Genomic DNA, 11,689 nt, shown 5'->3' on the forward strand with positions numbered 1-11,689 from the left:
GCCGTGTGTCTCAGCAGGGCGAACTCAGCATCAGGACCGTCGGCGACTACTTCTTACAATATGCGCTGAGCTTGCTGAGGGTCTTGTGCAAAACTGTATTTTCTTTCTTTCTTCTATCTGATGTTTCTTTGCCCAATGCTTCCCAATTATCTGTATTTCCTGGCAGTCTTGCGACTTCGCCAGTTTCCTGGCCTTCGTTATCGTACCGCGACAGTTGTCTCGCAATTTCTTGATTGAGAAACTCTGTTAACGACGGCCACCTCATAGCGACCAAATCGTGGTCACTATTGATCAGTTCAACTTCGCCAACGCTCGTGAGATACAGATGGCCTTGCGAGTATCGAGGGCCATTCATGGCACCTAAGCCAAAGTGGCTTTCAGGAATGAACTCTGGTCGGGTGTAGAAAACATTCTGATATCTGATACTTATCGGCTGGCCGATACCTTCAGCAGCCCGGACGTTCTGCCCACCAGTTGCACCGTTCAACGAGATGCCCATAATGCTCCCGCCGTTGAACGACCTAAGAAAATCCCGATAGGGTTGCGGCAAGTATCGTTCACTCTCTGCCTCAGCATCATCAAGCCCAGCATCCGAAAGACCCGCATAAAATCGACACAGATATGCGTGTGGGGCCACATTTGGAATATGGCCGGTAGCGAATGCACCATTATCCGTTTCTAGATAGCCCAGCCTGTCCCATCTACTGCGTATTTCTTGCGCAAGGTCTTGGATTACCTTCGCCACTTTTTCGTCTTTCAAGGGCGCCACCGACTATAGCTCCTGTCTGGGCCTTGGATACTAGCCTTGGCCAACAGTGACAATCCAGTTGCCTCCAACGGCTGCTTCGTCCGCAATGCTGACCCACGTGCTCTGTTGATCTCCTTTGGAGGTTCCGCCGAAAGCGGTCATCGGCGCTCACCCGTTTACGAGTACACGCCCTAAACACAAGTGCGAGCTCTTCTACGCCGGCGAGTGCGTGCTTTGGCGCAGCCAGTCTTTGTCAAAGCTGATCTTCGAGCAGTCGCTGAACCTGGCCATTCGGTTGAGTTCCGCTTCCAATCGGGCAAGGCGTCCCTTGCTGGTTCGAACGCCGCGTTCAGGCCAGAAGGCACGAACCTGAAGACAGCCATCGTCGCGGAATGATTTCATGTCGATGCGGCCGACAAGCCGGTCTCCTTCCATCACGGGAAACACATAGTAACCGTACTGCCGCTTGGGTTCGGGAACAAAGATCTCGATCCGGTACGAGAAACCGAACAACCTTTCGGCGCGCTTGCGATCCCGCAAGGCCGGATCGAAAGGCGACAGGATACGAACCCTGGACGGTGGGTCGGGTGTGTTGTCAAGATCGCCAAGCGTATCTGCAAACATGAAGACGCGCCGGAATGAACCCTCGTCACACTCGATCTCGGCTTCGACGAGCTGCCCGTTATGCAATGCATCCTGACACCAGGTTTTTGCTTCCCATGGTGTGATCAGATCCCAAAACGCGGCAATTTCGCCAGAGGTCGCAAATCCAAGCCGCTCAAGCGCGGAACGCGCTGCCCAGTCAATTGTTTCCTCCGGAGCAGGGCGGTGAGACCTGTGCGCTTCCGGGATCACCCGTTCGGTCAGGTCGTATACCTTCTGAAAGCCGTTACGGCGGCAAACCGACAATTCTCCCGTACGCCAGAGAAACTCCAGTGCCGTCTTGGACGGATGCCATTCCCACCAGCCACCGGAACTGCGTTTTTCATCTTCTCCGACAGTTGCAGATGTCACCGGTCCGTTATCGCTGATCCTCTTGAGGACGTCGTCAAGTTTCTCCTCGAATTCATTCTGGTGCCAATCCCGCCAGCGGTTGACGAGACGTTCCCTGTCCCGTTGGAACCGCAATTGCCAGTGGGGGAAAAAACTGGTCGGAATGATAGAGGCATCATGCGTCCAGTGTTCGAACAACCGGCGTTCACGCTCAAGAAGCCTTTTCAGGTTCTTTTGCTTGTAGGCTGGGCGTCTGGCCGCGAGGATCATGTGATGCGCGCGGGCGACGGTATTGATGCTGTCGACCTGAATGAAGCCAAGCTGGTTGATGACATCCGACAAATCCTCTCCCTTGCCGCTCCCTTTCGGGTGCGTGCAAAGTCCGTGTTTGTGAAGAAAGAGGCGGCGGGCTTTCGAGTTGGACACTCGCGGAAGCGTGGAATCTGGCATGACGAAAGACTATCAGCATCACTGGGGCAGGGAAATCTGGTTAGAGATATGGCCGAAATTTTTTTTTTTCGGAGGCCAGGGCTGTCGTGTTGTTATCCGCCGGGTACCTACAATTCCTCACACGAAAATTTCCAGGCGGGTCACCGGGCTGCTCAGGATTTCAGCGCTGGTTTCGTCGTCAGCCGTTTTTTACTGGGCGTATGCCAAGTTTTCGTTGGAGCGGATCAATCCTGAATCGTTTTCGATACGCGCCTGCACTCAATCCCGAAATTGACCTGAACAGGCGATTGAATGCAGAAACATCAGTGTAGCCGACCTTCCAGCATATTTCGCTGACCGACAGTGTTGTTAGTTCCAGAAATCCTTTTGCCTTTTCCACCCTGAGTTCCTGCACATACCGATTTATCGAATATCCTGTTTCGGAGGAAAACTTGCGGTGCAACGACCGCTCGGAAAGCCCGGTTTCAAGGGCCAGCGCACGAACGGACAGATCACGGTCCGCATTTCGCTCCATCCAAAGCTGCAAGCTGCGAATTGTCTGGTCTCTGGCCGTGGTCGGGCGAAAGGACCGATAATTGCGCTGTTCCCGGCCTGTCGGATCGATAAGCATCTGGCGGCAGGTGCGCGAAACGACAGTTGGACCCAGCCAGCGACCGATCAGGTGAACTCCAAGGTCAATCCAGGCCATGACACCTCCCGCGGTTACGATGTCGTGGTCATCCAGCAGGATATGCTCCGCATGGAGTTGCACTTTCGGAAAAGCCGATCTGAACTCGGCTTCGAGTGCCCAATGGGTTGTTGCCTGCCGGCCGTCCAAAATTCCTGCATGCCCCAGCCAGAAACTGCCTGCACAGGCCGAACAAACGATCGTTCCAGCAAGATGTTGTTTTTGGATCCAGTTGTGCAGATGCGGATCTGTGTCTCCTCGAACACCCGTCAGGTTGGGTGGCAAAATGATGGCATCTGCACTGTCGGTGTCAATGATCAGCGAGGCTGGCAGAACCTTGTGGCTGATCTTTTGTTCTGCATCTTTTTCAACCAGCCGGTTCGCCACATCGAACATCTCGCCCAATCCGAACAGGGCGGACTGTTGGGCACCTTCATAGGCAATGATCGCAACGGTTGGCGTATTTCGCACTTCTTTTGTCATATCCGCCAATCGTACCTGTGCTGCGAAGCGCCGTAAACATGGCTCGTTGTGGACGCACTGACGAAACGAGGACAAAATGACCAGATCTGCCCTGCTCTTGATTGATATCCAAAACGACTACTTTCCAAGCATTGAGAATAGTAGAATGCCGCTTCCGGACATGGACGAGGCAGCTGCAAGAGCGGCAGGGTTGCTCTCCGCCGCCCGCAGCAACGGCACGACGGTGATTCATGTCAAACATGTCATGACGTCCGATGCGGCTCCTTTTTTCCGCCCGGGTACCCCTGGTGCGGATCTTCATGACAGCGTGAAACCGTCCATCTCGGAAACGGTCATTGAAAAAACCAGGCCAAACAGTTTTGTTGGCACAGACTTGGAAGATTGCTTGCGTCGGGATCAGATCGAGCGGGTCATAATGTGTGGTGCAATGAGCCAGATGTGTGTTGACGCCACGGTCCGCGCTGCTGTCGATCTGGGTTTTGCCGTCATGGTCGCACATGACGCCTGCGCTGCCGCCAATGTTGAGCACAATGGTGTCAGAGTGCCGTCTCACATGGTTCACGCATCCATCATGGCGCCTCTGGCTGCCAGCTATGCAAATGTTCTGCTCGCCTCGGAATGCCTCGCCGGAACGCAGAACTGACCCGCAGGCCCTTCGTCGGCATCAGCACCCTGGACGCATGCGGCTGTCGACACCGGTGAACCCGGATCCCTGGAACCCGGTTGTTGCAAGATCACGGCTCCGCCGCTACGGAGATCATGTAACGTTGCGGTACGGACAGTGCATGCCGTGGTCGTTCAAGGCAGTGTGGGATGAAAGCGCGATACCCGCATTTTTCTCCCTCACGCCGGCAGACGTTCGGTTTCAGGGCATTGAAATCAATGCTGGATCGTGCCGGATTTCGGCAGGAAAAACGGAGTTTGCAGCAGAGTTGGGCATGCTTGCATTTCTTGCGACTGGTTCTTGGACCGGATGTCGGAACTGTTTCAAGCCAGTTAAGGGCACTTAGAACGGTATTTGAAAACACGGGCTCGAACAACATGACACAAGATTGAGAAATGGAATGCGGGTGTGACAGAAATTCTGGGGTTGGATCCATTTTTGCTGGCCATCGCCTGCATCGCGTTCGTCATCGCGGGGTTTGTCAAGGGGCTTGTCGGTTTCGGATTGCCTGCCATCGGTCTCGGATTGATGACCGTTTTCGTGGGTGTCGAAAAGGCTATGGTGCTTGTGTTGTGGCCCGCTTTTCTGACCAATGCCTGGCAAGGCCTTTCCGGCGGATATCTTCGACCACTTGTGACACGCCTCTGGCCGTTTTTGACAACTGCCGTCCTGGCGCTTGGTGTCGGAACCTTCGTTCTGACCCAGGTTCCGGAAGGGGCGGCCGACCTGATCCTGGGTTTGCTCATGGTTGCCTACGCCGTCCCGATGCTTGCCGGGCTGTCTCTCTCGCTCAAGGAGAAGAACATCATGCCGGTCGGGATTGTTGCGGGCCTGCTGAACGGTGTTTTCTCCGGCCTGACCGGAGCATTCACCGTGCCGGGTGTCATGTATCTGCAGGCGCTCGGATTACGCCGGGATGAGCTCATTCAGGCGATGGGGCTTCTGTTTCTGCTTTCGACAACTGCACTTGGTGTTTCACTCGGTGGCTTCGGTCTGATGAGTGGCCGCGAGGCATTGGCATCCGTTGTCCTGATCGTGCCGGCATTGTCGGGAGTCTGGTTCGGACAGCGGATCCGGCGCCAGGTTTCGGAAACGGCATTTCGGCGATTGATTCTGATCGCGATTTTCGGGCTCGGTGTCTATCTGGTCCCGCTTGGGCTCTGGCGATTGTTCTAGGACGTGGACCCATAAAATTTCAGCTATAAGCAGATTGCCGCAAGCTTGATGAAGGCAAGGAAGTTCGCCGCCAGCTTGTCGTATCGCGCGACTATCCGTCTGCAATGCCTGATGTGATTGAAGAATCGCTCCACGTGATTGCGGTCTCGTTAGAGATGCGGGCAGAAGCAGATTGGGTCTTTGCAATTTCGTTTCGGCGGGATGTTTGGCCAGGCACCAAGCTCTCGAGCAAGTTGCCTGATTGCATCAAGGTCGTACGCTCTGTCGGCAGGCAGCAACCCGTTGTGACGAAGTTCTGTCAGCAGATCTCCTGCGAGTAGACCTTCGTGCTCTTTCCCGGCGCTGAGTGCCGATCGGAGTGGCAGGCCCTTGGCATAGACAACAGCATGGATCATGGCGCGAGAGGGTTCGGTGCAGTCACTCTCACATTCCTTTTCGGAGCTTGAATCACGCCGATATGCCAAAGATCAATGTCTGCTTTGCTCCCGATACGCTGACCAAATCCGCAATATCGACCGACCGTTTCGAGCCCAACATAGACGGTGATATCGAGAGCCGCGTCATCGCGCCGCCCCAATTCAGGTGGAAAAACTGAAGCATGCGAACGGCTCTAGGGTCATGTTTTTATGAGAAGATACTTTAAGATCACCGCTGCTGCAGTGTTGCTGCTTTTCGCGGGGGTGCTGGGATACGGAGCCTATGGCTATTTTGATGCGCTCGCAGCTTCAGAAGAACTTGAAGCAAGAGCCGACAGCCTTCTCGCTGAAAATTTGGGCGGCTCATCGCTCGGTCAAGAGCGTTACCGTCAACTTCTGGTGGTCCAAGATCCGGCCTTTGAGCAACACAGCGGCGTGGATATGACAACAGCGGGTGCCGGTATCACGACAGTGACGCAATCGCTTGCCAAGCGGGTTGGATTTGAGAATTTTACACCCGGGATCGGCAAGATCCGACAGACCGGTTACGCACTCGGTCTGGAGACACGATTGAGCAAAGAGCAGATCATGGCGCTTTGGCTCGATACGCTTGAAATGGGTCGCGGGCCGGATGGCTGGGTCACAGGGTTCCATCGTATGAGCGAAGCGGTTTACGGCGCCGCGCCCGACACAATAGCGGATGATGAGTATCTATCCTTGCTTGCAGTCCTAATCTCACCGGGCCGCTACAACCTCGGCACCGACGACGAAGCACTTCAAGATCGGACGGATCGTATTCGCCGCCTTGTTTCGGGAGAGTGCGCCGCCAACGACAATTCAGACGTATGGCTTGAAGGTTGTAGGTCGTAGGTCGTAGGACAGATACGTCCCTCTATGGCGCCCTAGGCAGTCGATTGGACGGCGACGGCGCGCTCGCCGAAAGCGGTCATCCACTTCCAATCGTTTATGAGTATCCTCCGTGGGGGACGACCGGAAAAAAAACGCCGCATAGTTGCGGCGTTTTCCGGATTGATCTGTGATTGCTAGTTTATTTCGCCACCAGCCGCATCGGTGTGGCCGTGCCGACGCCGGATGTCGTCCTTGTATTCGCCCATTGATAGGACTGTCGCTCTTCCGTCGGCGTGCACAGGAAACGCTCCCTGTAACACTTGGTGAAATGCGAGGTGGAGGCGAACCCGCAGGCGAGTGCGACATCAAGGACCGGACGGCTGGTCCGGCGCAAGAGGTCGCGGGCCGTTTCAAGGCGCAGGCGCAGGTAATATTGACCCGGTGTGCAGTTGAAATGCCTGCGGAACAGGCGCTCCAGCTGGCGCGGGGACAGGTTGACGGTCATGGCGAGTTGCTGGCAGCTCAGCGGATCTTCGATATGAAGGTCCATGATCCGGATCGCATCCAGGATCTTGGCGTTGGAAATGCCGGTCCGTGCCTCGATGTCATGCCGTTGAGCCGATTCACCGGAGCGCATGTTCTGGTAAAGCGCGACTTCCGCCACTTCGTGGGCGAGATAGGCGCCGTGCTGGATCGCAATCAGGCGCAGCATCATGTCGAGCGAGGCCATGCCGCCAGCGCAGGTGATGCAATTGCGGTCGATCGCGAATATGTCGGACGTAACCTCGACGTCAGGATATTCCTCGCGAAGCGAGCGCAGGTTTTCCCAGTGAATGGTGCAGCGCCGGCCGTCGAGAAGATTGTAACGCGCGAGCAGATAGGCGCCTGTGCAGATGGCTCCGAACGTTCGTCCCATGGCGTTCAGGCGGCGAAGTTTGTTGCCGAGGTCGCTGTTGAGTGGAAGACGCTCTACGTCAATGCCAGTACACAAAAGAGTAATGTCGGCATCGATTAGTTCTCGAATAGATTTGTTTACAAGGACATCACAGCCGTTGCTGGCGATGACTGAATTCCCATCAAGGGAGTAAGTTGTCCATGTGTAAAATTCACGACCAAGAAGTCGATTTGCTAGGCGGAGCGGTTCAATGACGCTGGCGAATGCGTTCATAGAGAACCGGTCCATGAGCACAAATGCTATGGATTGGCCTGTTTCTTCGTGCGCGCGTCCGGACATTTACTTTGCCTCATTGGAAGGTATTATTATGCTTTGTTGTTGAGCATCCAGTAATTTTTGCTTTTTCTATTTGTCTGTCAAATAAAAAAGATCATGATCAAGCAACTTCTCGAAATTGTCATTTTCAAAGAGGTTCGCCGGTCATTGTTTTGAGCGGTTGAATCAGAAAGAAATAAGGTTCACGAAGTCTCGTTGATCGCTCATCCGGTGCTGGAATGCCGAACCTGGAAGCGCGACGGAATGCACTTGCCCTGGGGGTTTCGCTCAAGATCCACTGTGAGGGGTCCCGCATCTTTGGTAAGTCTGGATTCGCTTAAAAGTCCCGCGGGGAGGCACGGATGAAGTCCAAGACCGAATTGACTGGATCAAAATGGTCCGAAACCGAAAAGTCCTATGCGGAGAAACGGGACAGGCTGCTGTCCTCGACGCCTTCTCATGATGTCGCAGCAGCTCCTTTTGTCTATGCGGAGAGGCAGACCGTTACCAGCTCTCTGACGCGTATCGATCTTTTCAGGAAGGTGCTGGAAGTGCAGGGGGCGATCGTTGAATGCGGCGTTCACAAGGCAAATTCGCTCTTTCTCTACTATCACCTGTCCACAATTCTGGAGCCCTTCAACTTTAACCGAAAAATCATAGGGTTCGATACTTTCGAGGGGTTCAGAAGCTTGTCGTCGAAAGACAGCTGCGATGTTTCGGAAAGCGATTTCGCCGACACGAATTACGAGAGCCTGTGCGCGTGGCACGAATTGCAGGACGGAAACCGCGCGGTATCCCACATTCCGAAGATGGAACTGGTCAAGGGGGACGCACTCGACACGATACCGCAATTCGTTGAAGACAACCCGCACCTCATTGTCGCGCTCCTTTATCTCGATTTCGACATTTATGAGCCCACACGGGTAGCCCTGAAACACTTGCTGCCTCTCGTGCCCAAGGGGGGAATTGTCGCGCTTGACGAAATCAACAGCAAGAAATGGCAGGGTGAGACAATTGCGCTCAAGGAACAGGTTGCAATAGAAAATATTTCGCTGAGAAAATTCTATTATGATCCTTGGGTGAGCTATTTTGTGGTTGAATGAACAACGGCGAACACGAGTGGGTGCGAACGATTGCCGTTGCACCAATAATCAGGCTCATTTTGGAACGATTTTTTTGCAGTGCGGCGGTTTTGTGGATTTGAGTTGCTTCAAGTCAAGGAGTTTGTGGGGTACATGGAGCATAACTACTCATGCGAAATGACCCACGGAAATCGACTGTAATGAACGTACTTGCCAAACCCGCCGACCTTGAAGCCGCCGCTCCGGCAGGCGCCTTCGTGGAAGAAGTGACGGCCGTCCAGCATTATACCGACCGCCTGTTCCGCTTCCGCATGACCCGACCGGCGAGCTTCCGCTTCCGCTCCGGAGAATTCGTGATGATCGGCCTGATGATCGACGGAAAGCCGTTGTATCGGGCTTACTCGATCGCCAGCCCGGCCTGGGACGAGGAGCTTGAGTTCTTCTCGATAAAGGTTCCGGATGGTCCGCTGACGTCTCATCTTCAGAAAATACAACCCGGTGACGCGGTTCTGATGAAGAAGAAACCGACCGGAACGCTGGTGAATGATGCGCTTGTTCCCGGGAAACGGGTTTACATGTTCTCGACCGGTACAGGCATCGCCCCGTTTGCCAGCCTGATCCGGGATCCGGACACTTACGAGAAGTTCGACCAGGTTATCCTGACGCACAGCTGCCGCGAAGTCGCGGAACTCAAATATGGCGAGGATCTGGTCGAGCAAACGATCAACGATCCGCTGATTGGCGAATTCGCAAAGGACAAGCTGGTGCACTATACCTCGGTCACCCGCGAAGACTTTCCGCGTCAGGGCCGGATCACCGATCTGATCAAATCCGGCAAGCTGTTCGAGGATCTGGGCGTGCCACCGCTGGATCCGGCGATTGATCGCGGCATGATCTGTGGCTCCATGGACATGATCAAGGACACCAAGACACTGCTTGAAGAAGCGGGTCTGACGGAAGGCGCAAATAACAAGCCTGCCGAGTTCGTCGTCGAGCGCGCTTTCGTCGGCTGAGTCGCCTGCGCCGGCAAAACATTATTTTTTCAAGGAAAATTAATGAGGGCTTGCGGTACTCGCGAGCCCTTTATCGTTTTTCACGTACATTTTGGGGTTTTCCAAAGAAAGCACAGGGCATCTGCACCCGATGTGGGCTGCCGGGTGGACAGGTCTGTTTTGCAGTGGCAAGAGTTTGGTTAGGAAATTCGAAGTCCGGCACGGACCGTCATCCGACACGGACCGAACAACAAGGTGCCATGCCATGATCTCTGAAAATGGAACCTACATGATTGCCGAAGTCGGCATCAATCATAACGGTGACCTGGACAAGGCACTGGAGATGATCCGCCAGGCAAAACAGGCTGGCTGCGATGCAGTGAAGTTTCAAAAGAGAACCGTCGAAATAGTCTACACGGCCGAAGAACTGGCCCGGGCCCGAGAAAATGTCTTCGGACCGACCAACGGTGATCTGAAGCGCGGACTCGAATTCGGCAGGGCCGAGTATGATGCGATTGACCGCACGGCGCGGGACCTTCAGATCGACTGGTTTGCCTCACCCTGGGATGAACCATCCGTCGATTTTCTGATGGCCTACGAGACACCCTACATCAAGATCGCCTCTGCCATGGTGACCGATCGGCAGTTCCTGGAGTACTGTGCCGCCGCCGGACGTCCCTTGCTGGTGTCGACCGGAATGAGCGACCTGGGAATGATCCGCAGGTCCGTCGATATCATTGAAAAAGCCGGTGGCCAAATCGCGTGTCTCTATCACTGCACGTCAACCTACCCGACACTTGATGAAGAGATAAATCTTCTTGGCATCAAGACGCTTCAAAAAGCCTTCCCACACCTGGAAATCGGATTCTCCGGACACGAACAAGGCATCCTGCCGAGCATTTGCGCGGCAACACTCGGCGCCTGCTCGGTCGAAAGACACGTGACGCTCGACCGCTCCGACTGGGGGTCCGATCAGAAGGCATCGCTTGAAATGGCGGAAATGGCGGAACTGGTTGGAAAGGTTCGTCGTTTCGAGGTTGTCCGCGGCGATGGCGTTCTTCGCTTCTACGAGGACGAAAAACCGATCGCCGAAAAGCTGCGCCGCAATGACACGCTGTCCGCGGCGTGAGACGGGCACATTGTCCTTGCACATGATCTGACGGACAACGCGGATAGCCGAAACAAGGGGCGATTGAAAACAAGCATGTCGATCATCGACCGTTGTCTGGAATTGTATCGGGGAGAGAACTACTACGTCTCCTATCCGGCGCGTCCCTTGCCCCAGGACTATTGGGACTTGAAGAAGGACCCGGACGGGAATGTAAGAGATGCGGCATCCGAAAGAGACATGCGCAAGGCCGATGTCCGATACATTGCCGACTATGTCAACGCGCGGGCGCCGGGTACCGTTCTGGACATCGGTTTCGGGCTGGGTGAATTGATTGAGCAGATCGAAGAGAAGAATACTTGCTTCGGCCTGGACCCGTCTGAACTTGCAATCGAGATTGGCCGCCAGCGCTGCGATGCGGACCTGCGTCTCGGGGTTTTGGAGCCGGGGTCGTTTTCACCAGACAGCTTCGACGTTGTTGTCGCCAACCATGTGATCGAGCATGTCGACGAGCCAGTCCCTTTCGTTGACACGATATTCGAGATCCTGAAGCCGGGCGGCGATTTTGTTTGCGGCACGCCCAATTTCGCCAGTGCAGCAGCCAGAGTGTTTGGGGACCGTTTCCGCTTGTTGCATGACCCGACGCATGTCAGCCTTTTCACGGATGATTCCCTGATCCGGCTGTTGCGGGACAAGGGCTTTCGTATCGAGCAGGTCGACTACCCGTTTTTTGGAACGCGGTTTGCCTCGGTTGCAGCCTTTGAAACGATGGTGCAGGCGAGCGCAGAAGTGTCACCTGCATTTTGGGGGTCTTTCGTGACCGTTTACGCACGAAAACCGGGCTGACCACC

General features: G+C 54.8%; 12 protein-coding genes and 1 pseudogene. 8 read left to right on the top strand and 5 right to left on the bottom strand.

Features of this window, described 5'->3' with window-relative positions; translation table 11 throughout:
* Positions 1-46: 46 nt before the first annotated feature.
* From ACO6TI_RS17335 to ACO6TI_RS17345, 3 genes are all read right to left on the bottom strand, one after another.
* Positions 47-760, bottom strand: coding sequence for an SMI1/KNR4 family protein (locus ACO6TI_RS17335; RefSeq protein WP_422382967.1), 714 nt, complete (start codon positions 758-760; stop codon positions 47-49).
* Between the two features lie 201 nt (positions 761-961).
* Complete coding sequence (locus ACO6TI_RS17340; RefSeq protein ID WP_422382968.1) at positions 962-2,191, bottom strand: winged helix-turn-helix domain-containing protein; 1,230 nt, start codon at positions 2,189-2,191, stop codon at positions 962-964.
* Positions 2,192-2,369: 178 nt separating this feature from the next.
* Entirely contained in the window at positions 2,370-3,341 is a 972-nt protein-coding gene (locus tag ACO6TI_RS17345; RefSeq protein WP_422382969.1) for a GlxA family transcriptional regulator, read from the bottom strand.
* A 76-nt stretch (positions 3,342-3,417) separates the two neighbouring features.
* On the opposite strand from ACO6TI_RS17345, the gene ACO6TI_RS17350 reads away from it, so the two are divergent.
* Together ACO6TI_RS17350 and ACO6TI_RS17355 are read left to right on the top strand one after the other, a co-directional pair.
* Positions 3,418-3,984, top strand: a complete 567-nt coding sequence (locus ACO6TI_RS17350) for a cysteine hydrolase family protein (protein WP_422382970.1) — start codon at positions 3,418-3,420, stop codon at positions 3,982-3,984.
* A gap of 429 nt (positions 3,985-4,413) precedes the next feature.
* Positions 4,414-5,181 carry a sulfite exporter TauE/SafE family protein gene (locus ACO6TI_RS17355; protein WP_055118746.1) on the top strand — a complete coding sequence of 256 codons (768 nt, stop codon included), beginning with the start codon at positions 4,414-4,416 and terminating at the stop codon, positions 5,179-5,181.
* 23 nt (positions 5,182-5,204) lie between these two features.
* Here the strand turns inward: ACO6TI_RS17355 and ACO6TI_RS17360 are convergent.
* A pseudogene (locus ACO6TI_RS17360) lies at positions 5,205-5,573 on the bottom strand (transposase); the annotation flags it as partial.
* 65 nt (positions 5,574-5,638) lie between these two features.
* On the opposite strand from ACO6TI_RS17360, the gene ACO6TI_RS17365 reads away from it, so the two are divergent.
* Both ACO6TI_RS17365 and ACO6TI_RS17370 read left to right on the top strand, forming a co-directional pair.
* On the top strand, positions 5,639-5,776 hold the full coding sequence (locus ACO6TI_RS17365) for a hypothetical protein (RefSeq protein WP_196998576.1): 138 nt from the start codon (positions 5,639-5,641) through the stop codon (positions 5,774-5,776).
* A 31-nt stretch (positions 5,777-5,807) separates the two neighbouring features.
* Positions 5,808-6,467 (top strand): transglycosylase domain-containing protein, encoded by a 660-nt coding sequence (locus ACO6TI_RS17370; protein ID WP_422382971.1) that lies wholly within the window; start codon positions 5,808-5,810, stop codon positions 6,465-6,467.
* A gap of 178 nt (positions 6,468-6,645) precedes the next feature.
* Here ACO6TI_RS17370 and ACO6TI_RS17375 read toward each other — a convergent pair whose 3' ends face one another.
* Positions 6,646-7,680 (bottom strand): GlxA family transcriptional regulator, encoded by a 1,035-nt coding sequence (locus ACO6TI_RS17375; RefSeq protein WP_055118741.1) that lies wholly within the window; start codon positions 7,678-7,680, stop codon positions 6,646-6,648.
* Positions 7,681-8,018: 338 nt separating this feature from the next.
* On the opposite strand from ACO6TI_RS17375, the gene ACO6TI_RS17380 reads away from it, so the two are divergent.
* From ACO6TI_RS17380 to ACO6TI_RS17395, 4 genes are all read left to right on the top strand, one after another.
* Positions 8,019-8,759 (top strand): TylF/MycF/NovP-related O-methyltransferase, encoded by a 741-nt coding sequence (locus ACO6TI_RS17380; protein ID WP_422382972.1) that lies wholly within the window; start codon positions 8,019-8,021, stop codon positions 8,757-8,759.
* A 179-nt stretch (positions 8,760-8,938) separates the two neighbouring features.
* Positions 8,939-9,751, top strand: a complete 813-nt coding sequence (locus ACO6TI_RS17385; RefSeq protein WP_029062334.1) for a ferredoxin--NADP reductase — start codon at positions 8,939-8,941, stop codon at positions 9,749-9,751.
* A gap of 244 nt (positions 9,752-9,995) precedes the next feature.
* A complete protein-coding gene (locus ACO6TI_RS17390; protein WP_055119059.1) occupies positions 9,996-10,859 on the top strand; it encodes an N-acetylneuraminate synthase family protein in 864 nt (287 codons plus the stop codon).
* Positions 10,860-10,934: 75 nt separating this feature from the next.
* Complete coding sequence (locus ACO6TI_RS17395) at positions 10,935-11,684, top strand: class I SAM-dependent methyltransferase (protein ID WP_104705075.1); 750 nt, start codon at positions 10,935-10,937, stop codon at positions 11,682-11,684.
* The last annotated feature ends 5 nt before the right edge of the window (positions 11,685-11,689 follow it).

The organism is Roseibium album (assembly GCF_965233825.1).
GTDB lineage: Bacteria > Pseudomonadota > Alphaproteobacteria > Rhizobiales > Stappiaceae > Roseibium > Roseibium album.

What these genes read in the sequence shown, in the direction of transcription:
- ACO6TI_RS17345 (WP_422382969.1), bottom strand. Translation starts at nt 3,341, where the DNA reads ATGACAAAAGAAGTGCGAAATACGCCAACCGTTGCGATCATTGCCTAT.
- ACO6TI_RS17370 (WP_422382971.1), top strand. Translation starts at nt 5,808, where the DNA reads ATGAGAAGATACTTTAAGATCACCGCTGCTGCAGTGTTGCTGCTTTTC.
- ACO6TI_RS17375 (WP_055118741.1), bottom strand. Translation starts at nt 7,680, where the DNA reads ATGTCCGGACGCGCGCACGAAGAAACAGGCCAATCCATAGCATTTGTG.
- ACO6TI_RS17395 (WP_104705075.1), top strand. Translation starts at nt 10,935, where the DNA reads ATGTCGATCATCGACCGTTGTCTGGAATTGTATCGGGGAGAGAACTAC.
- ACO6TI_RS17340 (WP_422382968.1), bottom strand. Translation starts at nt 2,191, where the DNA reads ATGCCAGATTCCACGCTTCCGCGAGTGTCCAACTCGAAAGCCCGCCGC.
- ACO6TI_RS17350 (WP_422382970.1), top strand. Translation starts at nt 3,418, where the DNA reads ATGACCAGATCTGCCCTGCTCTTGATTGATATCCAAAACGACTACTTT.
- ACO6TI_RS17385 (WP_029062334.1), top strand. Translation starts at nt 8,939, where the DNA reads ATGAACGTACTTGCCAAACCCGCCGACCTTGAAGCCGCCGCTCCGGCA.
- ACO6TI_RS17380 (WP_422382972.1), top strand. Translation starts at nt 8,019, where the DNA reads ATGAAGTCCAAGACCGAATTGACTGGATCAAAATGGTCCGAAACCGAA.
- ACO6TI_RS17390 (WP_055119059.1), top strand. Translation starts at nt 9,996, where the DNA reads ATGATCTCTGAAAATGGAACCTACATGATTGCCGAAGTCGGCATCAAT.
- ACO6TI_RS17365 (WP_196998576.1), top strand. Translation starts at nt 5,639, where the DNA reads ATGCCAAAGATCAATGTCTGCTTTGCTCCCGATACGCTGACCAAATCC.